The sequence below is a fragment of the Nocardia citri genome (genome assembly GCF_054065835.1).
The window spans coordinates 126,888-150,062 of record NZ_JBSUQM010000009.1; the positions used below are offsets into that span (position 1 = coordinate 126,888).

Below are 23,175 nucleotides of genomic sequence, written 5' to 3' on the forward strand. Positions count from 1 at the left end.
TTGATCCCAGCGCATCAGGAGATATTCCGATTGTTTTGCGGTGCTTGGTGATTCAGTTCCTGGCCGAACCGATGCGGCGTTTGCGCGGCACGAGATGCAGACCAGGCAGTGGCGGGGCCGGAATGCGCTGCTGCGGTGTGTGGCCCGCGATATCGGCGAAACGCTCGACATCGTGGTTCTCCCAATCGTTTCGGGCCGCTTCGATGTCCGCATGGCTGCGGCCGACGAAGTTCCACCACATCACCAATTCCTCGCCGAACGGCTCGCCGCCGATGAGCGCGAAATGCGCGCCCGGGCCGCTGCTGAGCCGCAGTTCGTCGCGGCCGGTGCCCAGGTAGAGCAGTGGGCCCGCGGTGAGTTCGGTGCCATCGACGGTGACATCGCCCTCGATCACCAGCAGCGCGTGCTCGAAATCGGCGTCCAGGGCGATGGTGGTGTCGGCGCCCGGTTCGATCCGCACATCCGCGCCGACAATCGGTGTGTACGCCTTGGCGGGGGAGGTGAGCCCAGCGAATGTGCCGATCAGTACGACGGCTCGCAACCCCGCTGCGTGGTGGACCGGCAGCTCACGGTGCTGTTCGAAATGCGGATCGATCCCGAGGCTGTTGCCGGGCAGCGCGATCCACAGTTGCAGGCCGTGTCCGGCGTGCGCCCCGGTGACGCCGTATTCGGAATGTGCGATGCCGCGGCCGGAGGTCATCAGATTCAGCTGTCCCGGCTCGATCTCCACATCGGAACCGACCGTATCGCGGTGGCGGATGCGTCCGTCGAACGGCCAGGTCACCGTCTGCAATCCGATATGTGGATGCGGATCGATATCCGGTGGCGCACCGGTCTTGGTCACTGTCGGCGAGCCGAAGTGATCGAGGAAGCACCAGGCGCCGACGGTCGGCAGATCACGTTGCGGCAGTACACGTTCCACGTAAACGCCGCGCACGCCGCCGAGCGGGACCTCGCGCGCCGGATAGAGCTGCGCGACCGGACCGGGACCCGGTGTCGCCTCGCAGACCGCTTCCGCCGGATGCGGATCCCAATCACTCATCGAGTGACGCCCTTGCCGACCACATGCGCGTCGTACTGCGGATGCTTTTCCAGGTAGGACTTGATGAACGGGCACAGTGGCCGGATCACCCCGCCGCGGGCGATCACATCGTCGACCGCTTTCCCGGCCAGCACGGTGCCGAGGCCCTTCCCGGAAAACGCGCCATCGATCTCGGTGTGGATGAACACCGTCTCGTCGCCGCGCTCCTCGTACTCGCTGAATCCGGCCAGTTCGCCGCCGTAGAACACCTCGTAGCGTTGTTTCTCGTCATTGCGAACGACCTCGCTCGCTGCCGCCGATTCGGTCATGGTCGACTTCTCCTTCGTCGGGCGTACCGGGTGCTTGCTGAGGATCGATACGCGGTTGAACGCGCCGATCGTGGTGGCGACCCAGAGGATCGCCGAGACCTGCTCATCCGATAGCTGCTCCCGTGCCAGAGCGTACTCACGGTCCATCGTGTCCTCGTCCGGCAGCGTGGTGGTGAGTTCGGCCAGTGCCAGCGCGGCCCGCTCCTGCGGCGCGAACAGTCCGGTGCGCCGCCACGCGGACAGCACGGCGATTTCGCGCTCGGTGGCCCCGGCCGCGACGGCCGCGCGATGGTGCACGTCCAGGCAGTAGGCACAGCCGTTGATCTGTGAGATGCGCAGGTTGATCAGTTCGATGAGCCTGCGGTCGAGTCCGGCCTCGGCACCGGCCGCGCGGACCGTGCTGGCCACGGTGTTCAGCGCTCGAAACGCTTCGGGGGTCTGCTTATCGAGGAACACGCGCCTGCCGGATGACTCCATGGTCCGGATAGTAGAACAGCACGGCATCCGGACTGAGGTCCGGATGCCGTGCTGTGCTGGGCTCCTGTGCATTCAGGCGATCTCGTGGAACCGCCGGACTCGCAGCGGCTCGATCAGGATCTCCGCCAGAATGGCCGCGCACTCCTTCAGATGCGGGGTATCGAAATGCGCCGCGAGCGCTGCCTCGTCGACCCACTCCTCGACTAGCACCACGCGGCTCGGATCGCTCGGGTGCAGATACAGCTCGTAGGCGATACAGCCGGCCTCGGCGAGTGTCGGCGCGACCATATCCTCCAGCGTCTCGCGCAGTTCGGTCTCGTGACCGGGCTTGGCGGTGAACCGGCAATTGAGCGTCAAGGTGGACACCGATGACTCCTGATCTGCTGCGCGACCGGTCATTCCCGGCCGACCGAAGTGAACGCCATATCCGCGTACCGGTCTCCGGCCACCTTGTCGGCGATCGGGGCCAGCGTGGCGAGCTCGTCGGCGGTCAGCGAAATGGTCGCCGCCGCCACGTTATCGGCGAGCCGGGTGCGGCTGCGGGTGCCCGGAATGGGGACCACCGTGAGTCCGTGCACACCCGCCTGGGCATGCACCCAGGCCAATGCCACTTGTGCGAGGGTGATTCCGCGCGTCTCCGCGATGGCGCGGAGCGGGGCGAGCAATTCGGTGTTGTGTGCGGCGTTCTCGCCGGAGAAGCGCGGCTGAAAGTGCCGGAAGTCCCGGCCGTCCAACTCGTCTGCCCCGGTGAAGGATCCGGTGAGGAATCCGCGACCGAGCGGCGAGTACGGCACGAATGTCACGCCGAGTTCGGCGGCGGTGGGTACCGCGCTGCGCTCGACATCCCGGGAGAACAACGACCATTCGGACTGCACGGCCGCGATCGGATGGACCGCGTGGGCTACGCGCAGCTCTTTGCCGGTCACCTCCGACAGTCCGAGCGCGCGAACCTTGCCCTGCACGACGAGTTCCGCCATCGCACCGACCGATTCCTCGATCGGTACCGCGGGATCGCGACGGTGCATGTAGTACAGGTCGATGGTGTCGACGCCGAGGCGGCGCAGGCTGGCATCGACCGCGCTGCGGATGTACTCGGGTGAGTTGTCGATGCCGACATAGGTGGGGTCGTCGGCCTTGCGGACGATGCCGAATTTGGTCGCGAGGACCACCCGGTCGCGGTTGGCGCGTACGAAATCGCTCAGGAATTCTTCGTTGTGACCCGATCCATACATATCGGCCGTATCGAACAGGGTGACGCCGAGTTCCAGTGCGCGATCGAGGGTTGCCCGCGCTTCGGTGAGATCCGACGGGCCATAGGAATCGCTGATGCCCATACAGCCCAGGCCCTGGGTTCCCACCTGGATGCCGCTGGCGCCCAAGGCCGCACTCGGAAGTGAGCTCATATTTTGGTCCCTTCGCATGGTTTCGTGAGTGCGGCCGGTTTCACCGCGGTATTGCCCTCGTACAGGTCGATCTTGTATTCGAGTACGGCCAGTGTCTGACGAAGTTCGTCCATCTTCGCTAGCACCTCCGCGCGGGTATCGCGGAACATCTGCAGCCGCTCGGGCACGGTGGATTCTCCCTCCCGGACCAATTCGGCATAGCGGACCATGTCCGCGACCGACATCCCGGTGGTGCGCAACCTGCCGATCAACGCCAACCACTCCAGATCGCGATTGCTGAACCGCCGCTTCCCGGCGTGATCGCGCCCGATGTAGTTCATCAGACCGATCCGCTCGTACCAGCGCAGTGTGTCGCGACTCAGGCCCGACCGATCGGCCGCCTCGCCGATCGAATACTGCGGCTTTTCCCGATCCATATCGGCGACTTGCTGAACACTGACAACCTGACCTACGGCTCCACACACTGCACTCGCCCTTCTCGATGAACACAACCGACGTTAGCCACCTGGAGCACACTCCAAGCAAGCCTCAATTCTGCCGAATCACGGTCTGCTCGCTTTCATGCTCACCGATGAACTCGGTTACGTCGATATTGGCGAGGTGGCCGGCGACTTCACGACCAATTCACCGTGTCCGCTGACGATTCGGCTGGATCAGCTGGGCTGACGTGGACCGAACGTGGTCATCGCCGCGCGTCTGCTGCGCCGCGATGATCGACGTGAGCCGGTACCGCGGCCTTATTCGCGCTTGGGCAACTCCTGAACGGCCCATTTGTTGCCGTCGGGGTCGGCGAAGAAGGTGAACAGGCCCCAGCCCATATCCTTCACCGGGGTGGCCTCCACACCCGCCGCGATCAGCTGCTGGTAGGCGTCCTCGGCGCTCGCGACAACCATTTGCATGCCTTCGACGCTGCCCGGTGCGGCTTCGGTGATGCCCTCGCCGATACAGATGGAGCAGCCGGAACCGGGCGGGGTCAGTTGGACGAAGCGCAGACTCTCGCTGACGCGGTGGTCGTGGTCGGCATTGAAGCCGATCTTGGTGTAGAAGTCTTTGGCGCGGTCCACATCGGTCACCGGAATCGCGACGAGTTCGATTTTCCAATCCATCTGCTGAGCATCCCACCCGGCTCGACGGCGAGAACGAGTTTTCGCACCTACTCTGGTGACATGCCAGGTAAGGACATCGACCGGATCAGGGCGCGCTCGGCCTGGGCGACGGTCAAAGAAAGCCCGGTGATCACCGCTATCGCGGTGGCACCGTTCGTGCTGGCGCTGGGCGTCGTGTGGTGGCTGCTCGGCGGATTCGCCGCGTTCGTGCTGCTCGTCGTCCTCGGCGTCGTCGTGGTCGTCGGCGGCAAGCTACTGCGCTGACCGCACCCGCGATCAGCGCGGGATGTGGAAGCGCACCAGATCACCGGTGCCCTCGTCCACCTGCGCCCACGGCCGGTCGAATTCGAGTACCGCCAGCGCCGACGTGGGGAACTTCCGGCTGAGCTCGATCGCCGGTTCGGAATCGTGATTGCTCGCCAACTCCCATGCCGTCCACGGCAATCCAGGCGCATGTCCGATGATCAGCAGCGTCGTGACATCGTCATCGCTGAGCTGGACCAATTCGATGAGCGTGCGCGGCGAGGCCTCGTATATGCCCGCCTCGTAGATCACCGGCGCGGTAACCCTAGTGGCGGCCAGCGTCTCCCGCGTGCGGGTAGCGGTCGAGCACCGTACCGCATCGATCGGCGGCTGGGTCGCGCGTAACCACTGACCGGCAAGTCCGGCCTCGCGCTTACCACGCCGAGCAAGCGGGCGCTCGTGATCGGAGATACCGTCGGGATAGGCCGACTTACCGTGCCGCATGAGGATAAGAGTCCGCACCATGGAGATACCGTAAGCCCTCCAGAGGTGAGGCCTCGAACACACTCGAGGCAAACTGAAAGCGGCATCACATCACGATGACGCTCCCGACCCCTTGGGTGGCTACCAGCCCAGCTACATTTTCGAGGATCTGCACAATATGGCCTACGTAATCACGCAGCGTTGTTGCAACGACGCCAGCTGCGTCACAGAGTGCCCGGTTGATTGCATTCGTCCCACCCCGGAGCAGCCGGAATTCGCGACGACCGAGATGCTCTACATCGACCCCGACACCTGTATCGACTGCGGTGCCTGCGTCGACGCGTGCCCGGTGGAGGCCATCTTCTCCGAGGACGATCTGACCGCGTCGCTGGCCAGGTTCCGGGACATCAACGCCGCCTACTTCCAACGGCATCCACTCGAATCGAACTTCGATCCGATCGTCACGCCCGCGCGTCCGCCCAAGGAGCTCGGCACGCTGCGCGTCGCGATCGTCGGCGCAGGGCCGGCGGCCTGTTACGCGGCCGACGAGTTGCTGCGCCGCTGCGATGTCGAGATCGAGATGTTCGATCGGCTGCCGACGCCGTGGGGTCTGGTGCGTGCGGGTGTCGCCCCCGACCACCCGGTCACCAAGACGGTATCCGGGCTGTTCGAGTCCGCCTTCCGGCGCGAGACACTGCAGTACTACCTCAATGTGGAGGTCGGCTCGCACATCACCCACGCGGAACTGCTGGCCCACCACCACGCGGTTATCTACGCTGTCGGCGCGTCCTCCGACCGGCGGCTGGGTGTGCCGGGCGAGGATCTACCGGGCAGCCATTCCGCGACCGAATTCGTCGCCTGGTACAACGGCCATCCGGACTACGCGGATCGCAAATTCGACCTGTCCGGCGAGCGCGCGGTGATCGTCGGCAACGGCAATGTGGCGCTCGATGTCGCCCGCGTGCTGACGGTGGACCCGGACGAACTCGCCAAGACCGATATTGCCGATCACGCCCTCGATGCGTTGCGCGGCAGCAATATCCGCGAGGTCGTCGTGCTCGGTCGGCGCGGTCCGCTGCAGGCCGCCTACACCTCGCCGGAGTTCCTGGCATTGACGCATCTGAAGGGCGTCGACGTCGTCGTCGAGGAGGCCGACCTGGCGCTCGACCCGGGCAGCCAGGCACTGCTGGACGATCCCGAAGTCGAGCCGTCGCTGGAGCTGAAGTACACCCTCGCGAAGGAGTACGCGGTCGGGCGTCGCAACCCGGGGCATAAGCGGATCGTCTTCCGCTATCTGGTCTCGCCGACGGCACTGCACGGTGCCGATCGCGTCGAGTCGGTGGAGTTCTCGCACAACGAATTGGTCAGCGAGAATGGCCAACTGGTGGCGCGCGCGACCGATCGTAGCGAAACCCTGGACGCCGGACTGGTTTTGCGTTCCATCGGCTACAAGGGCGAACCGATCCGGGATCTGCCCTTCGACGAGCGTCGTGCGGTCGTGCCCAATGAGCACGGCCGGGTAATCGGTGCGGACGGTGTTCCGCTGCCCGGTGTGTATGTGAGCGGCTGGATCAAGCGTGGTCCGCGCGGTGTCATCGGCTCCAACCGCGTCGACTCCGAGGAGACCGTCGAGCAGCTCATCGCCGACTTCACCGCAGGCAAACTCGGTGTGCCACAGGCGGATCGGGCCGCGCTGAAGGCGCTGCTCGCACAGCGGCAGGCCGATCTGGTCGACCGTGAGGGCTGGAAGGCGATCGATTCGGCGGAGAGGTCCGCGGGTAAGGCGTCGGGCCGGCCGCGGGTCAAGTTGACCACCCGGGAGGATCTGCTCAAGGCCGCGCGCGGCTGAGCAGGGACCGGCTTCGTTCCAGGTGATCGGAGCCGGTTTTACCTACAGCGGCATGATGCGCACGACGGTCGTGGTGGTGCCGCCGACCACGAACCACAACCGCAGCACCGGCCGGCCGGAACCGTCGCCCGGTTCGTAGCGGCTACGCACGGTGACATGCTGACGTGCCAGCACCGGTGCGACATACTCGATCACCGCGCGATACGGCCCCGCGACCAGCTTGGGGTAGTCGACCAGGAACTGTTCCACCGCCTGCCAGTAACAGGCGTTGTTGACGTGGTTGTACTGGTCGATATCGGTGGCTCGAACCGGGAACGGCATATCGGTATCCGATTCCGGCGGGGTGGCGTCGGTGAGATACGGCCGCCAGCGCAGCCGGTGCTCATTGGTGGTCTGTGCCAGGTAGGCGAGGCCGTCGTCGCTGATCCTGGCGGGCATATTGTTGGACTCGCTGATATTGATCCAGAAGCCCTCGGTCTCGATCAATCCGCCGTTCGCGCTGGTGATGCGCACCCGCATATTGGTCCACCGGGTCGACATGCTCGAGCACCACCGCAACAGCCGCACCTCGTCGGGCCACAGGATCGGACGGATGACGTCGATGACCGTGCGACGGACGATCCAGCTCGGATCGGTGGTATGCAGATTCGTCTGTTGCAGCTGTTCCCACGCAATATCCTGCAGATAACGTGCGACGGCGTCGAACCGCAAGCGGTTGTACGGATCTACATCGCCCGCCCGGATGGGCCACGCCGACGCAAACCCCATGCCCTCCTGGGGAAGCGGGGCGAGTGGCTGATCGAGTGACACTGGTGCTCCTCGCGCTGCACGGTGTGCCGCGTTCTTTTACGCTGCTGTTCTGAGACGACTTTACGGGGCGTACGTCACACACTCGCGTCGAGCCGCCTCTACCCACAGCTGGCGTGCCGCCAGGGCAGTATGTGGCCATATCTGATACGGATCTGCCCGCCGAACTCGGCAAACCGGCCGAACGCGCCCTGGCCGCCGCCGGAATCCACCGCCTGGCCGACCTGTCGGCATGGACCGAACGTGATCTTGTCGCACTGCACGGCGTCGGTCCCACCGCCATCGCCGAACTCCGTACCGCCCTCGCCGAACGCGACCAGAGTTTCGCCTGAACGTTCGGCCACGGGCGGGCGCCCGGCGATCCTGCCGGTACGATGCCCGGGAGGACCGAGGGGACGGGCGAGGTTTGACACCACTGGGGCCGCACGATCCGCGCATGGCGGGTCGCCACCGCTTGATCGCCGTTGTCGGGCAGCGGGCGATGGGCGGGTGCTGCTCGGTCGATCTCCGGACGGGACGACTCGTCGCAGTCAAAATGATTCACCGCCACCTGGCGCAGAACCCGGAATTCCGCGCCCGCTTCCGCCTCGAAGTCCCGGCATCACAGCGCGTCACCGGCGCATATACGGCTGCGGTCATGGATGCCGATCCCGATGCCGCCGAACCATGGCTGGCCTCGGTGTTCGTCCCGGGCCCATCCCTACGCGCCGCCGTCGACCAATTCGGCCCGATGCCATTGGGCGGACTCCGTTTGCTCACGGCGGGCCCTGGCCTCGGTGCTTTTGGAGGCCCACCGCGCGGGCATGGTGCACCGCGACCTCGAGAGCGCGCAGTCGTACGACGCGCAACAACGGGTTGTCGCTCAGTACGCGGTGCTGGCGAACACCCAGTAATCCGTAGGATTGGGTCGCACTGATCAGTAGCCGACGTAGCCTTTCTGCTGACTCATGGCAACGATGCCTGGAACGTTGCTCAACGAACCGTATCTCTCTATCGCGTACCGAGATCCGGCGATGATGTTGTCGACCGGGTTCCAGATGTCGTCGTGTCCGGGCAATTTGTAAGCGTTGAAGGTCGGGTCGATGGTCTGCATCAGGCCCTTCGATGGAATGCCCGCCGCGGCATTGCTGTCCCAGAGATTGATCGCGTTGGGGTCGCCGCCGGATTCCTTCTCGATGATGGCGGCGATGATCGCGGCGTCGCCGTCGCTGATGTTGTAGCCCTTTTCGCGCAGCGCCTTGATGGCTTCCTCGATCCACTTCTTTTGATCGCCGGTGGGCATGGTGGTGGGGACGTTGTAGGACGTCGCGCTGCCCGAATGCGAGCTGCCGGAGGAGGTTGCGGAGCCACTGCCGGCGTGGTTGCCCGACACATAGCTGGGCTTGCTCGAGTTGGAGATTGTGGTGGTGGCCGGTGTCGTGCTGGTGCTCCGGGGCTGTGACGCAGCGAGATTCGGGTCACCGAGGCCGTCGAAGGCCTTCTCCAGGTTCTGTACGGCGGTGTCCACCTTGACTTTTGCGTCGTTGGCTGCCTGCTCCGCTTCCTTCAGTTTGCAGGTGATCTGGTTCGACCAGTTCGCGGCGTCGGTCTGGGCACGTATCGTGAGGTTTTGGGTGTCGGCGTTTTGGTTGTCCTGGCTGGACAATGGACCGAGTAACTCGGCGATCCGGGTTGCGGGATCGATGGTTCCGTCGGGGTTCACCGGGAAGCCGGTGATGAGACCCTGGCCGTCCGCCGGAACCGGCGAGGCGGTCTGGATTGTGTTGCGCAGCTTGACGATCTCGTCCTTGAGGTACTGCAGTCGACCCACCTCGGCCTGAAACGCCGTCTGAAGTTCGTGCAATCGCGTACTGACTTCGGAGGCGCGGGTCTGCTCGGTTCCCATTCGCGTGTTGGCCGCCGCGGCCGCGGCACCGGACCAGACCTTGTCGGTTCCGAGCTTCGCGGTGTCTTCTGTTCCTTTGCGGACCGCGGCATCGAGATCCGTCGAAATCTTCAGCGCGTTGTTTCCGGCAGTGGTGAGGAGCTCCGGCTCCCACTTCGCCACATCATCGAGACTGAGGGTCATGGCAGTTGCAGACCGATCGTCTTCAGGTTGTTCGTGAAGTCGGTCTCGGCGACTTCGAAGGCGCCCGCGGCGTTGTGGGTCATCGAGGCGATCTTTTCGAGGCGCTCGCCGATTCGGATCAGGTTGCGGTTGACGGCATCGGTGGCTGGTTGCACGGCGGTTCCGAACTGCGTGCCGGGCAGTGCGTTCGCCGCGACGCTGAAACCGTCACCGGCATTGAGCCTCTCGATGCTGCCCGCCTCATCGCCGAGATTCTTGGCGAATGTCTGTAGCGCGCCGACGTCGACCCGAAATGTACCCGGATCCATCTGCTCTACCACGAAAAACTCCCCCTTCGTCCCCACCTCAGGTCGCGGTCAGCATAACAAAAAGAGGTGGTGTGGGCAGGGGCCGGGCGGGGCGATTAGGTTGGTCAGGACATCGGTGATGATGTGGGTGTCGCCGAGTGGACAGAGAGGTCGGCATATGCGCGCAGCCCAGGTCAGCAAGCTGGAGGGGCCGGAAGCGATCGAGATCGTCGAGATTCCGGAGCCCGCGCCGAATTCCGGGAGCGTGGTCATCGACGTGCACGCGGCCGGGGTGGCTTTTCCCGATGTGTTGATGACGCGGGGTCTGTACCAGATGAAGCCCGAACTGCCGTTCGTCGTCGGCGGCGAGATCGCGGGAATCGTGCGGGAAGCGCCGGAGGGCGCGCACGTAGCGACGGGAGATCGGGTGGTCGCGCTGACGATTCTCGGCAATGCTATCGCCGAGGTGGCGGTCACGCCGACGCAGATGGTTTTCCGGTTGCCGGACAACGTATCTCTGCAAGCGGGGGCTGGAATCCTGTTCAACGATCTGACCGTGCACTTCTGCCTGCGCAACCGCGGCAGGCTGGCCGAGGGGGAGACCGTGCTGGTGCACGGCGCCGCCGGCGGCATCGGCACCTCGACGCTGCGGATGGCGGCCGCGCTGGGTGCGGGCCGGGTCATCGCGGTGGTGAGCACCGAGGAGAAGGCGGCGGTCGCGCGTGCCAACGGCGCCACCGATGTGGTGCTGACCGATGGTTGGCTGGCGGCCGTCAAGGAGCTGACCGGCGGCCGCGGTGTCGATATCGTGCTCGATCCGGTCGGCGGCGATCGGTTCACCGACAGCATCCGCAGCCTCGCTCGGGCGGGCCGCCTGCTGGTGGTCGGCTTCACCGCCGGTGAAATCCCTACGGTCAAGGTGAATCGACTGCTGCTCAAGAATGTCGAGGTGATCGGTGCGGCCTGGGGTGAATGGATGATGACCCATCCCGGCTACCTGACCGAGCAGTGGGAAGAGGTCGAGCCCCTGCTCGCTTCCGGCAAGATCGCACCGCCCGAGCCGGTGCTCTACCCGCTGGAGCGCGCCGCCGAGGCCGTGGCCTCCCTCGACAACCGCACCGCCACCGGCAAGGTAGTCGTCACCCTGCGCTGACCACGAGCCGCCGCGCACGAATCCCGACCGGTCGACGAACGGCGCCCGAGCCAGAATCGTCCCCGTTGGCACGGCCCCACCCCTGCGCGCATTCGCCACCGCGGTGTCACCGATCCTGGTCGACGGCTTCCTCGCGGGTTTCTACGGTCGCGGAGCGCGACGCAGTGGACGCCGAAGCCAACGCTCTGGCCGCATTCCTGGAGGCCGACAAGCGGCCGAGCGCCGAAATACTGGACTTGGGGGCCGGTCCGCGGCCCTGACCATCCGGCACTACGTCGAACGTGCTCGACGTCCGACCCGTACCGCGGGCAATTCCGCCCATGTGGCGCGGGCATGGAGTGTTGCGGTGGTGGATTCGGCAGGCTCGCTCATCGAAATCTCGTACTCCGGTGACACTGGATGTACGAGCCTAGATGGGGTCAGCGCTCCGAGTTGTCCCGGTACGCGGGCGCTTTGGTGGTTCCGGTCGGTGTCAGTGTGCGCAACAGCGGCAGCGTCCGGTGCGCAACTACCGTCGACAGCACGATCACACTGTGCGAGCGCACCACCGAACTCGTCCGGTCGATGCTCAGCAACACCGCCTGCAGTCCGGCATGGGAATCCGCGCCGATCCGGCACAGCACATCGCCGGAGCCGGTGGTCGCATATGCTTCCAGCACACCGGGAATCGCGTCGAGTTCGGCCGCCACCGTATCCAGCGCACCCTGAGCGATCTCCAAGGTGACGAAGGCCTGCACATCGAAACCCGCTGCGGTGACGTCGATCCGCGGATCATAGGAGCAGATGACGCCCGACTCCTCCATCCGACCGATCCGCGACTGGACGGTGGCCCTGGCGACCCGGGTGCGCCGGGACAGTTCGAGAATGCCTGCCTTCTGATACTCGTGCATCGCGGTGAGGATAGCGAGATCGAGTTCATCCAGTTTCGCGGGCGTACGCGACATGACGGCCTCCCTTCAGGACGCGATCGGCGTGGTGCAGGTCACTTGTGATGCTATTCAAATTGTCCAGCATCAGGGGTGATGTGCTAGCCGATTTCGCCATTGTGGCTAACCAAAAGCGATGATGTTGCCTATCCGAAGGGGCGGCGATTTCCTTGGATCATGACCATCGAGCACCTGCCGGATAGCCAACGACAGAGCGGCCCGCTGCCCACCGACGGTGAGTTGCGCCGCCTGGTTGGACTGGTCGATCACGACGACAGCGTGGATCCGTTCCCGGTCATCGGCTGGGACGCATTGGTCTGGGTGGTCGGCAACGCGACCCAGACCGCGCATTTCATGCAATCCGCTTTCGGTATGCGCCTGGAGGCCTACTCGGGCCCGGAGACCGGCAACCGCGATCGCAAGGCCTATGTGCTGCGCAGCGGTGCGGCCAGATTCGTCATCACCGGTGCGGTCGCCCCGGACAGCCCGCTGGTCGCGCATCATGATCGGCACGGGGACGGCATTGTCGATATCGCGCTCGAGGTTCCGGATGTGGACCGCTGTATCGCGTGGGCGCGCACGCACGGCGCGACGATCCTCGTCGAACCACACGATGACACAGACGAATTCGGAACGGTCCGCTCGGCGGCCCTGGCCACCTACGGCGAGACCAGGCATACGCTGATCGACCGCTCCGGGTATTACGGTCCGTACCTGCCGGGATATGTCGCCCGTCGCTCCGGCTATCAGCCCCGTGTCGGCACCCCGACCAGGCTGTTCCAGGCCATCGACCATGTCGTGGGCAATGTCGAGCTCGGCATGATGGACGAGTGGGTCGAGTTCTACCGCCGCGTCATGGGATTCACGAATATGGCCGAATTCGTCGGCGACGATATCGCGACCGAATACTCGGCGCTGATGAGCAAGGTGGTGGCCAATGGCAATCACCGGGTGAAGTTCCCGCTCAATGAACCCGCGATCGGTAAGAAGCGCTCGCAGATCGACGAATACCTCGAGTTCTACCGCGGCCCAGGCGTACAGCACATCGCGCTGGCCACCGGCGACATCCTCGAATGCGTCGACGTATTGCGCCGCGAGGGCGTCGAATTCCTCGAAACGCCGGACACCTACTACTCCGATCCCGAACTGCGGGCCCGCATCGGTCACGTCCGCGTCCCGGTGCGGGAGCTGCAGCGCCGCGGCATTCTGATCGACCGCGACGAGGACGGGTACCTGCTGCAGATCTTCACCAAACCGCTCACCGACCGCCCGACGGTCTTCTTCGAACTCATCGAACGCCACGGCTCACTCGGCTTCGGTAAGGGCAATTTCAAGGCACTGTTCCAGGCGATAGAGCGCGAACAAGCGGCGAGAGGAAACCTGTAAGCGCCCGGTAAGCGGCGAGGTGCGCACGGACTCGACCACCCCGTCGCCCAACCGCCACCCCCCATCGAATCGCTCCGCGATACCGACATTCCGGGCCGCGAACACGCAGCGCCGAAGGCGCTGCACGCAGACAGAGACGCGAACACGCCGCGCCCGCGCGGCCAAAAACTCAGTAGAGTTCACGGCATGCGGATCCCGTCGGCGATCATCACCGGTCTGGCCTTGGTATTGACGTTGTCGGCCTGCGGCTCGGACGGGGACTCCGATTCCTCGAACTCCCCGCTGCGCCCGCCGCCGAAGGTCGCGGCGCTCGGGCCGTTCGTCGGTGAATGCGGTCATGTCACCGATCAAGAGGTGCGCGATATCGCCGGGCTGCCCCAACTCGCTCGGGTGTACCGGAATTCGGTCGGGTGCAACTTCCAATCCGCTGGACTCGCTTCGCCGAGTGTCACTTTCGCGTCCTATCGGGGTAGTCCGATCGACCGCGAGAAAGCCTGGGTATCCAATGTCGGGCGCAATCCGGACACCATCGATGTCGGTGGCCGCAAGGGTTTCCAGGCACTGGATCCCAACGGTTCGGTCTGCGATCTGGCAGTGCAGCTCAATGACGATTTCTTCGAATGGTCGATGTCCTACGGACTGTTCTCCGAGCAGGGCAATCCGTGTGATCGGACCCGCAAGCTGGCCGAGTTGACCGTGCAGCGGCTGCAGTGAGGGGAATGCGGATGAGTTCACGTCCTGGTCTGCGCGTCGCGGCCGTGACCGCCGCGGTGCTCGCGGTCACGCTGTCCGCGAGTGGCTGTGGCAAAACCGTCAAGGGTTCGGCGCATCCGGCGGGTGGCAGCGGAACTACCACGATCAATACCCATTTCGACAAGCTGCTGCGCGAATGCGAGGTGGTCGGACTCGACCAGATCGGTGCGGCGGTCGGCAATGCGACGGTCGTGTCCCCATCCTTCAACGGCGCGGTGTGCATGTGGGATGTCGAGGACGCGCCGGGCGGCACGGCCATGGTGACGCTCAACTGGTACGAGGAAGGCTCGCTGAACAACGAGAAATCCAATAACGACAAGCTCGGCTACAACACCGAGAACATCACCGTGCAGGGGCGGCGTGGGCTGAAGACGACACGTCCGAACGATCCCGACTCGTGCGGGGTGAGTGCGGGCGCGGCCGACACCGGCATCATCGGCTGGTGGATCAACTACCGTCCCGGCGGCCATCCCGATCCGTGCGCCGGTGCCCAGAAATTGGTCGAGCTGACGCTGAATCTGGCGCGGTAACCTGGCAGGTCGTTGCGGTCCGTGGGAGGTGTCAACCGACCCCCACTTTGACGCTGTGTCGCGTCCACGGGTATCGTGGATCGCTGTGCCCGGAAGCATGCGGGCAAGTTCGTGCGCAAACTTAGGCCAGCGAGAGCGGCTGACCTTTCCGGCGTGCCCGGAATTGGGGATATTTCTTGCGTGCGACACGCCCGACCTCGGGACGCGAGAAACGCGGCCGGACGTGCGAGTGAAAGCTCGATGACCGCAGCGTGAACGACGGACCCGGAGGCGGCAGCTTGCGTGACCACGGAGGGTCCCGAGAGCGCTGCTAATTGAACACGGCGATGGGAGTGACGGGCCCGAAGGAGGTAGCGGAGCGTGACCACGAAGGGCCCCACGAGCATCGCGAATTGAACACAGACATGAAGTTCCAGACACCGCGTTAACTAATTAAGGAAAGCCGGTCTATGCCAACCATCAACCAGCTGGTCCGTAAGGGTCGTCGCGACAAGGTCGCCAAGACCAAGACCGCGGCCCTCAAGGGGAGCCCGCAGCGTCGTGGCGTGTGCACCCGCGTGTACACCACCACCCCGAAGAAGCCGAACTCCGCGCTGCGCAAGGTCGCGCGTGTTCGCCTGACCAGCGCGGTCGAGGTCACGGCCTACATCCCGGGTGAGGGCCACAACCTGCAGGAGCACTCGATGGTGCTCGTCCGCGGCGGTCGTGTGAAGGACCTTCCGGGTGTCCGCTACAAGATCATCCGTGGCTCGCTCGACACCCAGGGTGTGAAGAACCGCAAGCAGGCCCGCAGCCGTTACGGCGCCAAGAAGGAGAAGAGCTGATATGCCACGCAAGGGCCCCGCACCCAAGCGTCCGCTGATCAACGACCCGGTCTACGGTTCGCCGCTGGTTACTCAGCTGGTCAACAAGATCCTGCTGGACGGCAAGAAGTCCACCGCCGAGCGCATCGTCTACGGCGCGCTGGAGCAGGCGCGCGAGAAGACCGGCACCGATCCGGTCGTCACCCTCAAGCGCGCGCTCGACAATGTCAAGCCGTCGCTCGAGGTGAAGCCTCGCCGCGTCGGTGGTGCCACCTACCAGGTGCCGGTCGAGGTTCGTCCCGGCCGCGCCAACACCCTGGCGCTGCGCTGGCTGGTCAACTTCTCGCGCGCCCGGCGCGAGAAGACGATGGTCGAGCGCCTCGCCAACGAACTGCTCGACGCCAGCAACGGTCTCGGTGCTTCGGTGAAGCGCCGTGAGGACACCCACAAGATGGCCGAATCCAACCGGGCCTTCGCGCACTACCGCTGGTGACGTCTGCCCGGCCCGTCGTTTTCTGGGTCGGGAGGCAGAGTCGGAATGCGGCACTAACCTGCCGCTTCCGGCGTTGACATAGAGACGACCACCGGGTCGTCCCCGAAAATCCCAACTAGCTACGAGCGGGGAAGATTTCCGTGGCACAGGACGTGCTCACCGACCTGAACAAGGTCCGCAACATCGGCATCATGGCCCACATTGATGCGGGCAAGACGACCACAACTGAACGCATCCTCTTCTACACCGGCATCACCTACAAGATCGGTGAAGTCCACGATGGCGCCGCCACCATGGACTGGATGGAGCAGGAGCAGGAGCGTGGTATCACCATCACCTCCGCGGCCACCACATGCTTCTGGAACAACAACCAGATCAACATCATCGACACCCCCGGGCACGTCGACTTCACCGTCGAGGTGGAGCGGTCGCTGCGCGTGCTCGACGGCGCCGTTGCGGTGTTCGACGGTAAGGAAGGTGTCGAGCCGCAGTCCGAGCAGGTGTGGCGTCAGGCCGATAAGTACAACGTGCCTCGGATCTGCTTCGTCAACAAGATGGACAAGCTCGGTGCGGACTTCTACTTCACCGTGCAGACCATCAAGGACCGTCTCGGCGCCAAGCCGTTGGTCATCCAGCTCCCGATCGGCGCCGAGGACACCTTCGAGGGCATCGTCGACCTGGTCGAGATGAATGCCAAGGTCTGGAAGGGCGAGACCAAGCTCGGCGAGAAGTACGAGATCGAAGAGATCCCGGCCGACCTCGCGGAGAAGGCCGAGCAGTACCGTCAGGAGCTGCTCGAGACCGTCGCCGAATCGGATGAGGCGCTGCTGGAGAAGTTCTTCGGCGGCGAAGACCTCTCGATCGAGGAGATCAAGGGCGCCATCCGCAAGATGACGGTCAACTCCGAGCTCTACCCGATTCTGTGCGGTTCGGCGTTCAAGAACAAGGGCGTGCAGCCCATGCTCGACGCCGTGATCGACTACCTGCCGACCCCGCTGGACGATGGTGGCACCGACGGCCACGTCCCGGGCAAGGAAGAGGAGATCATCCACCGTGACGCGAACACCAGCGAGCCGTTCGCGGCGCTGGCGTTCAAGATCGCCGTGCACCCCTTCTTCGGCAAGCTGACCTACGTCCGCGTGTACTCGGGCAAGGTCGACTCCGGTGCCCAGGTCATCAACTCGACCAAGGGCAAGAAGGAGCGCCTGGGCAAGCTGTTCCAGATGCACTCCAACAAGGAGAACCCGGTCACCGAGGCCGGCGCGGGTCACATCTACGCGGTCATCGGCCTGAAGGACACCACCACCGGTGACACCCTGTGCGATCCGCAGAACCAGATCGTGCTCGAGTCCATGACCTTCCCGGACCCGGTCATCGAGGTCTCCATCGAGCCGAAGACCAAGTCCGACCAGGAGAAGCTGGGCACCGCGATCCAGCGTCTGTCCGAAGAGGACCCGACCTTCTCGGTCAAGCTCGACCAGGAGACCGGCCAGACCGTCATCGGCGGTATGGGCGAGTTGCACCTCGACATCCTCGTCGACCGCATGCGGCGCGAGTTCAAGGTCGAGGCGAACGTCGGCAAGCCGCAGGTGGCCTACCGCGAGACGATCACCAAGCCGGTCGAGAAGCTCGAGTTCACCCACAAGAAGCAGACGGGTGGCTCCGGCCAGTTCGCCAAGGTCATCATCGCCCTCGAGCCGTTCGTCGGCGAGGACGGCGCGACCTACGAGTTCGAGAACAAGGTCACCGGTGGCCGCGTGCCCCGCGAATACATCCCTTCGGTGGACGCGGGTGCGCAGGACGCCATGCAGTACGGTGTGCTCGCGGGCTACCCGCTGGTGAACCTGAAGGTCACGCTGCTCGACGGCGCGTACCACGACGTCGACTCGTCGGAAATGGCCTTCAAGATCGCCGGCTCGCAGGCCCTGAAGGAAGCGGCCCGTAAGGCCGGTCCGGTGATCCTCGAACCGCTGATGGCGGTCGAGGTCATCACGCCCGAGGATTACATGGGCGATGTGATCGGCGACCTGAATTCCCGCCGTGGCCAGATCCAGGCCATGGAGGAACGCAGTGGTGCCCGTGTCGTCAAGGCGCTGGTTCCGCTCTCGGAGATGTTCGGTTACATCGGTGATCTGCGGTCGAAGACCCAGGGCCGGGCGAACTACTCCATGGTGTTCGATTCGTACGCGGAGGTTCCGGCCAACGTGTCGAAGGAGATCATCGCCAAGGCGACCGGCGAATAGTCCGATCGGGGCAGGTGCAAGACTTGCCCCGATCAGCCGGGAGTCATGCACGACCCCCAATATGTAAACCGCACTGCTGCAACTGCACGCACCAACAAGTCCAGGAGGACACCAAGTGGCGAAGGCGAAGTTCGAGCGGACGAAGCCGCACGTCAACATCGGCACCATCGGTCACGTCGACCACGGCAAGACCACGCTGACCGCAGCGATCACCAAGGTGCTGGCTGACAAGTACCCGGATCTGAACGCGGCGTTCGCGTTCGATCAGATCGACAAGGCGCCGGAGGAGAAGGCTCGTGGTATCACGATCAACATCTCCCACGTCGAGTACCAGACGGAGAAGCGCCACTACGCCCACGTCGACGCGCCGGGTCACGCCGACTACATCAAGAACATGATCACCGGTGCGGCGCAGATGGACGGTGCCATCCTCGTGGTCGCCGCGACCGACGGCCCGATGCCGCAGACCCGTGAGCACGTGCTGCTCGCTCGTCAGGTCGGCGTGCCCTACATCCTGGTCGCGCTGAACAAGTCGGACATGGTCGACGACGAGGAAATCCTCGAGCTCGTCGAGATGGAGGTCCGCGAGCTGCTGGCCGCCCAGGAGTTCGACGAGGAAGCGCCGGTCGTGCGCGTTTCCGGTCTGAAGGCGCTCGAGGGCGACCCGAAGTGGACCGAGGCGATCGTCGAGTTGATGAACGCGGTCGACGAGTCCATCCCGGACCCGGTTCGTGAGACCGACAAGCCGTTCCTGATGCCGGTCGAGGACGTCTTCACGATCACCGGTCGTGGCACCGTCGTCACCGGTCGTGTCGAGCGTGGCATCATCAACGTGAACGAGGAAGTCGAGATCGTCGGCATCCGCGAGAAGAGCACCAAGACCACCGTTACCGGTATCGAGATGTTCCGCAAGCTGCTCGACCAGGGCCAGGCCGGTGACAACGTCGGTCTGCTGGTTCGTGGTATCAAGCGCGAAGATGTCGAGCGTGGCCAGGTCGTCGTGAAGCCGGGCACCACCACCCCGCACACCGAGTTCGAGGGTCAGGCCTACATCCTGTCCAAGGACGAGGGTGGCCGCCACACCCCGTTCTTCAACAACTACCGTCCGCAGTTCTACTTCCGTACCACGGACGTGACGGGCGTTGTGTCCCTGCCCGAGGGCACCGAGATGGTCATGCCCGGTGACAACACCGAGATGTCCGTCAAGCTGATTCAGCCGGTCGCCATGGACGAGGGTCTGCGCTTCGCGATCCGCGAGGGTGGCCGCACCGTCGGCGCCGGTCGCGTCACGAAGATCATCAAGTGATTCACTGAATCGCTTTTCCAACGGCGTCGCCCCGAAAGGGGCGGCGCCGTTCGGCGTTTCGGGAGGGAATTCGATTCGCAGGCGGGGTTAACGTCCGGCAAAGGAGGGTAAAGACCGGATGATCGGAGGATGCGATGAGAAGTTCGGCGCTGTCCACCGCACTGGACGTTACTGAGGGGACGTTGGTACACGGGATGCCGTATCTCGCGCTCGGCGCGGGGCGGCCACTGGTGTTTCTGCGGTGGTTCACGCCGGATCACGCGAATCCGACCGGGTGGATGCGTCAGGCCGAAATCAAGACGTTGGCACCGCTTGCGGCACATTTTCGGGTGTATGCGGTGAACCGTGCGCCCGGTATGGCCGAGGGGACGACGATGGCCGATATCGCCGCCGAGCATGCGGATGCGCTGTGGGCCGAATTCAATACGCCTGTCGACGTTCTCGGCGTCTCCTCGGGGGGATCGCTGGCGCTGCAGCTCGCGGCGGACCGACCTGACGCGGTGCGCCGACTGATCATCGCTTCGTCCGGCTACACCCTGGAAGACGCCGCCCGCGCGGCGCAACTGGCCTACGGCGAGGCGGCCTACGCGGGTAAACGCGCACTGCACCATATGGCCGCCGTCGGCTCTACATCGTCGATCGCGCAGCGCATCGCTGCGGCGGGTTTCTGGTTGGCCGATCCCCTTGCGCGCCCGAAGAATCCGGCGGACACGCTGGCCTTCATCCGCGCCGAGGATGGGTTCGACCTCGGCGGGCGGCTCGGCGATATCGTCGCGCCGACGCTGGTCCTCGGCGGCGACCGTGACGGCGCCTACAGCACGGAGACCTTCCGCCGCACCGCCGATGGCATCCCGAACTCGCGGTTGATCATTTATCCGGACACCACGCATATCGGGGTTGTGAAGCGGCTCGCCCCCGATGCTGTCGCCTTCCTCGCCGACTAGCAGTTCCTCGGTGCCGGACACGCATCGTAGACCCGCATTGAGAATGCGAGTCTTTCAGATTTCGGTGCTCAGCCGAGCTGCGTCATACCCGCTGCGACGACCTGGGCGACGTTACAGATTTCATCCGCGGTCGGCAGCGGGAGCCCGTCGAGCGCGTGCAGTCGATCGCTGCTGGCGATGGCGAACATCGCCGAAACCCAGGCCGCGGCACATGCGCGCAGCGTGCCGGGCTGCACCGGGACGGGCGCGCTGGCCTGCAGCACCCGGGCGGTGACGTCGAGCAGTTGATCGCGCAGCCGGCGCAATTGGCGGCGCACGTCGGGATGGGTATCGGCCTCGCGCCACATGATCACGCGCAGCACCGACGAACGGTGATCGCGCAGATTGAGCGCGGCATCGAGATTGATCAGGCTGGCCGCCGGATCGCCCGGTGTGATCACGGTGCCGATATCGGCGATCGGCTGGGCGGGCACCCGCTCGGCCATCAGCGCGGACAGAATCGAGTCCTTGGTGGGGAAGTAGTAGAAGACCAGACCCTTGGGAACACCGGCGCCCTCGGCGATGGCCGCTGTCGCGGTCGCATCGAATCCCTGCGCCGCGAACAGTCGTTCCGCGGCATCGAGAATGAGCTGACGGGCGTCGCCGTCGACTTTCGCGCTACGACGACGCCCGCCGCGCCGAGGTCTCGGCATCTGCATCAGTGGTGCGGCGCCATATCGTGCAACCGGGCCGACATCGCCGGCAGCGCCGCGACCGCGACCACCACCGTCACCACGCCCACTATCCATGCGGTCCAGGATGCGCCGCGGTAGTCGGTGAAGTTCATCGCCCACGGGGAAACGAACAGCAGTGCGCCGAAAAGGCCCATCGCGTAGTCAGCGGCCGTCAGGGTCGCCCGATACATCTGCGCCAAGCCGGTGAGGGCGATGAGCACGCCCAGAACGATCAGCGTCCACCTGGCGTTGTCGTTCGTGTCCACCCACAGGGGTGACAGCGCGGTGAAGACGCCCAGTACAACGGCCAAGAAGTCCTGTGCGCGACTTTCGGTGAACATATGTGCCTCCTCAGGCTCTGAATTGTTCTCCTGACTCAGATCTAACTCTGATTGACCGACCGATCAATATAGTTAGGGATACGATTGCGCACCGATAGGTCCTGATGGTGCGCAGTGAAGGCCCGCACGGCGATGTGCGACCAAGCAAACGTTAGGGTCGGTCTTAGTGTCACGCTCAGTGGTGGATGCCAACTCGACCCGGTGCGCGCCAGGCACTACCGAAGGGATAGCCGGATGAACGGGCCGATTGTGATCATCGGAGCTGGTCTGGCCGGTTTGCGTACGGCGGAGGAATTGCGCCGCGCCGGGTACAGGGGTGAGTTGATCCTCGTCGGCGAAGAGTCGCGGTTGCCCTACGATCGCCCGCCGCTGTCCAAGCAGTTCGTGCGCGGCGAAACCGACGACACCACGTTGCGCCCGGCCGAATTCTTCGACGAGAAGCAGATCGACCTGCGGCTGAGTACCGAGGCGGTCGGCGTCGACACCGCTGTGCGCCAGGTGCGCCTGGCCGACGGTGGCACGCTCGACTACGGCGAGTTGATCATCGCGACGGGCCTGCGGCCGCGCCGCCTGCCCGGACTGCCCGATCTGCGGGGCGTGCATGTGCTGCGCGGCCATGCCGACGCCGCCGCGCTGCGCGAGGAATTGTCCGGCGCTCACACGGTCCTGGTGGTCGGAGCCGGATTCATCGGTTGTGAACTCGCGGCGAGCTTCCGGGCCAGCGGCGTCGACGTTGTCCTCATCGAACCGCAGCCGACGCCGCTGGCCTCAGTGCTCGGTGCCGAGATCGGTGCGCTGGTCGCTCGAATGCATCGCGACGAGGGCGTCGATCTGCGCTGCGAAACGGGCTTGGACACCTTGCTCGCCGATAACGATCACGTGCGCGGGGCCCGGCTCTCCGACGGCAGCGAGGTGGCCGCCGATCTGGTGGTCATCGGTGTCGGTTCCCGACCGGTGACCGAATGGCTCGCCGATTCCGGTATCGCACTCGGCGAGCCGTCGGCCGGGGGCGGTGTCCTCGCGGACGAGGTGGGGCGCACCTCGGTCGAGGGGGTGTGGGCGGTCGGCGATGTGGCCGCCTGGCTGCACGCGACCGGGCAGCGCGAGCGCGTCGAGCACTGGACCAATGCCGGTGAGCAGGCGCGGCTGCTGGCGTGCGCGCTGCTCGGCGCCGAACCGCCGACCGCGGCGCGGGTGCCGTACTTCTGGAGCGATCAGTACGACGTGAAGATTCAGGCGCTCGGTACCCCGCGCGCGGACGACGAAATCCACGTCGTCGCCGACGACGGCCGCAAATTCCTTGCCTACTACTCGCAGCAGGGCAATCTGACCGGGGTGGTCGGCGCCGGTATGACCGGTCAGGTGATGAAGGTCCGTGCGAAGATCGCGACGGGAGCGCCGATCGCGGATCTGCTCGCGGCCACCCAGTCGTAGCGATATTGCCCAGGTCGCGCGAAACAGCCAGCTCGGCGGCCGAATAGGGCGCGGTTATCGGTTGTAATACGGTGGTC

Annotated in this window: 26 protein-coding genes and 1 pseudogene; 13 read left to right on the forward strand and 14 right to left on the reverse strand. The window is 64.9% G+C overall.

Going from position 1 to position 23,175, the window contains the following annotated elements; all coding sequences use genetic code 11:
• Positions 1–52: 52 nt before the first annotated feature.
• The 7 genes and pseudogenes from ACW2Q0_RS16040 to ACW2Q0_RS16070 form a co-directional block, all read right to left on the reverse strand.
• Positions 53–1,042: a pirin family protein gene (locus ACW2Q0_RS16040; protein WP_457190785.1), complete on the reverse strand. Its 990-nt coding sequence runs from the start codon at positions 1,040–1,042 to the stop codon at positions 53–55.
• Complete coding sequence (locus tag ACW2Q0_RS16045) at positions 1,039–1,350, reverse strand: GNAT family N-acetyltransferase (protein ID WP_457190900.1); 312 nt, start codon at positions 1,348–1,350, stop codon at positions 1,039–1,041. Before ACW2Q0_RS16045 ends, ACW2Q0_RS16040 begins: the two co-directional genes overlap by 4 nt.
• A gap of 18 nt (positions 1,351–1,368) precedes the next feature.
• Positions 1,369–1,827: pseudogene (locus tag ACW2Q0_RS16050) on the reverse strand (carboxymuconolactone decarboxylase family protein); the annotation flags it as partial.
• A 72-nt stretch (positions 1,828–1,899) separates the two neighbouring features.
• Positions 1,900–2,193 carry a putative quinol monooxygenase gene (locus tag ACW2Q0_RS16055; protein WP_457190787.1) on the reverse strand — a complete coding sequence of 98 codons (294 nt, stop codon included), beginning with the start codon at positions 2,191–2,193 and terminating at the stop codon, positions 1,900–1,902.
• Between the two features lie 29 nt (positions 2,194–2,222).
• Positions 2,223–3,230: an aldo/keto reductase gene (locus ACW2Q0_RS16060; RefSeq protein ID WP_457190789.1), complete on the reverse strand. Its 1,008-nt coding sequence runs from the start codon at positions 3,228–3,230 to the stop codon at positions 2,223–2,225.
• On the reverse strand, positions 3,227–3,646 hold the full coding sequence (locus ACW2Q0_RS16065) for a MerR family transcriptional regulator (protein WP_457190791.1): 420 nt from the start codon (positions 3,644–3,646) through the stop codon (positions 3,227–3,229). Before ACW2Q0_RS16065 ends, ACW2Q0_RS16060 begins: the two co-directional genes overlap by 4 nt.
• A gap of 321 nt (positions 3,647–3,967) precedes the next feature.
• On the reverse strand, positions 3,968–4,336 hold the full coding sequence (locus ACW2Q0_RS16070) for a VOC family protein (protein WP_457190793.1): 369 nt from the start codon (positions 4,334–4,336) through the stop codon (positions 3,968–3,970).
• Between the two features lie 60 nt (positions 4,337–4,396).
• On the opposite strand from ACW2Q0_RS16070, the gene ACW2Q0_RS16075 reads away from it, so the two are divergent.
• Positions 4,397–4,600 carry a hypothetical protein gene (locus ACW2Q0_RS16075; RefSeq protein WP_364396495.1) on the forward strand — a complete coding sequence of 68 codons (204 nt, stop codon included), beginning with the start codon at positions 4,397–4,399 and terminating at the stop codon, positions 4,598–4,600.
• 12 nt (positions 4,601–4,612) lie between these two features.
• Here the strand turns inward: ACW2Q0_RS16075 and ACW2Q0_RS16080 are convergent, their stop codons facing one another.
• A complete protein-coding gene (locus ACW2Q0_RS16080) occupies positions 4,613–5,104 on the reverse strand; it encodes a SixA phosphatase family protein (protein ID WP_457190796.1) in 492 nt (163 codons plus the stop codon).
• A gap of 136 nt (positions 5,105–5,240) precedes the next feature.
• Here ACW2Q0_RS16080 and ACW2Q0_RS16085 point away from each other — a divergent pair, with 136 nt between their 5' ends.
• Positions 5,241–6,911, forward strand: a complete 1,671-nt coding sequence (locus tag ACW2Q0_RS16085) for an FAD-dependent oxidoreductase (protein WP_457190798.1) — start codon at positions 5,241–5,243, stop codon at positions 6,909–6,911.
• A gap of 42 nt (positions 6,912–6,953) precedes the next feature.
• Here ACW2Q0_RS16085 and ACW2Q0_RS16090 read toward each other — a convergent pair whose 3' ends face one another.
• A complete protein-coding gene (locus ACW2Q0_RS16090; protein ID WP_457190800.1) occupies positions 6,954–7,721 on the reverse strand; it encodes an acyl-[acyl-carrier-protein] thioesterase in 768 nt (255 codons plus the stop codon).
• 131 nt (positions 7,722–7,852) lie between these two features.
• On the opposite strand from ACW2Q0_RS16090, the gene ACW2Q0_RS16095 reads away from it, so the two are divergent.
• Positions 7,853–8,050, forward strand: a complete 198-nt coding sequence (locus ACW2Q0_RS16095) for a hypothetical protein (protein WP_457190802.1) — start codon at positions 7,853–7,855, stop codon at positions 8,048–8,050.
• Between the two features lie 584 nt (positions 8,051–8,634).
• On the opposite strand, the gene ACW2Q0_RS16100 is transcribed toward ACW2Q0_RS16095, so the two are convergent.
• Together ACW2Q0_RS16100 and ACW2Q0_RS16105 are read right to left on the reverse strand one after the other, a co-directional pair.
• Positions 8,635–9,765 (reverse strand): transglycosylase SLT domain-containing protein, encoded by a 1,131-nt coding sequence (locus ACW2Q0_RS16100; protein ID WP_457190804.1) that lies wholly within the window; start codon positions 9,763–9,765, stop codon positions 8,635–8,637.
• 17 nt (positions 9,766–9,782) lie between these two features.
• A complete protein-coding gene (locus ACW2Q0_RS16105) occupies positions 9,783–10,106 on the reverse strand; it encodes a type VII secretion target (protein ID WP_457190806.1) in 324 nt (107 codons plus the stop codon).
• Between the two features lie 145 nt (positions 10,107–10,251).
• Here ACW2Q0_RS16105 and ACW2Q0_RS16110 point away from each other — a divergent pair, with 145 nt between their 5' ends.
• Entirely contained in the window at positions 10,252–11,226 is a 975-nt protein-coding gene (locus tag ACW2Q0_RS16110) for an NADPH:quinone oxidoreductase family protein (RefSeq protein WP_457190808.1), read from the forward strand.
• Between the two features lie 419 nt (positions 11,227–11,645).
• Here ACW2Q0_RS16110 and ACW2Q0_RS16115 read toward each other — a convergent pair whose 3' ends face one another.
• Positions 11,646–12,170 (reverse strand): Lrp/AsnC family transcriptional regulator, encoded by a 525-nt coding sequence (locus ACW2Q0_RS16115; RefSeq protein WP_457190810.1) that lies wholly within the window; start codon positions 12,168–12,170, stop codon positions 11,646–11,648.
• Positions 12,171–12,329: 159 nt separating this feature from the next.
• On the opposite strand from ACW2Q0_RS16115, the gene hppD reads away from it, so the two are divergent.
• The 8 genes from hppD to ACW2Q0_RS16155 all read left to right on the forward strand — a co-directional run bounded on the left by hppD (position 12,330) and on the right by ACW2Q0_RS16155 (position 20,610).
• A complete protein-coding gene (hppD, locus tag ACW2Q0_RS16120) occupies positions 12,330–13,538 on the forward strand; it encodes a 4-hydroxyphenylpyruvate dioxygenase (RefSeq protein ID WP_457190812.1) in 1,209 nt (402 codons plus the stop codon).
• Positions 13,539–13,724: 186 nt separating this feature from the next.
• Positions 13,725–14,252: a DUF3558 domain-containing protein gene (locus tag ACW2Q0_RS16125; RefSeq protein ID WP_457190814.1), complete on the forward strand. Its 528-nt coding sequence runs from the start codon at positions 13,725–13,727 to the stop codon at positions 14,250–14,252.
• Between the two features lie 11 nt (positions 14,253–14,263).
• Positions 14,264–14,821, forward strand: a complete 558-nt coding sequence (locus tag ACW2Q0_RS16130) for a DUF3558 domain-containing protein (protein ID WP_457190816.1) — start codon at positions 14,264–14,266, stop codon at positions 14,819–14,821.
• Positions 14,822–15,270: 449 nt separating this feature from the next.
• Positions 15,271–15,645, forward strand: coding sequence for a 30S ribosomal protein S12 (gene rpsL, locus ACW2Q0_RS16135; protein ID WP_014353064.1), 375 nt, complete (start codon positions 15,271–15,273; stop codon positions 15,643–15,645).
• 1 nt (position 15,646) lies between these two features.
• Positions 15,647–16,117 (forward strand): 30S ribosomal protein S7, encoded by a 471-nt coding sequence (gene rpsG / locus ACW2Q0_RS16140; protein WP_014353063.1) that lies wholly within the window; start codon positions 15,647–15,649, stop codon positions 16,115–16,117.
• A gap of 140 nt (positions 16,118–16,257) precedes the next feature.
• The gene (fusA, locus tag ACW2Q0_RS16145) at positions 16,258–18,360 is read left to right on the forward strand and encodes an elongation factor G (RefSeq protein ID WP_457190818.1); all 2,103 of its coding nucleotides are present in this window, start codon (positions 16,258–16,260) and stop codon (positions 18,358–18,360) included.
• A 115-nt stretch (positions 18,361–18,475) separates the two neighbouring features.
• Entirely contained in the window at positions 18,476–19,666 is a 1,191-nt protein-coding gene (gene tuf / locus ACW2Q0_RS16150; RefSeq protein ID WP_457190821.1) for an elongation factor Tu, read from the forward strand.
• Positions 19,667–19,800: 134 nt separating this feature from the next.
• Positions 19,801–20,610: an alpha/beta fold hydrolase gene (locus ACW2Q0_RS16155; protein ID WP_457190823.1), complete on the forward strand. Its 810-nt coding sequence runs from the start codon at positions 19,801–19,803 to the stop codon at positions 20,608–20,610.
• A gap of 68 nt (positions 20,611–20,678) precedes the next feature.
• Here ACW2Q0_RS16155 and ACW2Q0_RS16160 read toward each other — a convergent pair whose 3' ends face one another.
• Both ACW2Q0_RS16160 and ACW2Q0_RS16165 read right to left on the reverse strand, forming a co-directional pair.
• Entirely contained in the window at positions 20,679–21,302 is a 624-nt protein-coding gene (locus tag ACW2Q0_RS16160) for a TetR/AcrR family transcriptional regulator (RefSeq protein ID WP_457190825.1), read from the reverse strand.
• A gap of 5 nt (positions 21,303–21,307) precedes the next feature.
• Positions 21,308–21,664: an SPW repeat domain-containing protein gene (locus tag ACW2Q0_RS16165; RefSeq protein WP_457190827.1), complete on the reverse strand. Its 357-nt coding sequence runs from the start codon at positions 21,662–21,664 to the stop codon at positions 21,308–21,310.
• A gap of 234 nt (positions 21,665–21,898) precedes the next feature.
• Here ACW2Q0_RS16165 and ACW2Q0_RS16170 point away from each other — a divergent pair, with 234 nt between their 5' ends.
• Positions 21,899–23,098: an NAD(P)/FAD-dependent oxidoreductase gene (locus ACW2Q0_RS16170; RefSeq protein ID WP_457190829.1), complete on the forward strand. Its 1,200-nt coding sequence runs from the start codon at positions 21,899–21,901 to the stop codon at positions 23,096–23,098.
• Positions 23,099–23,175: the final 77 nt, after the last annotated feature.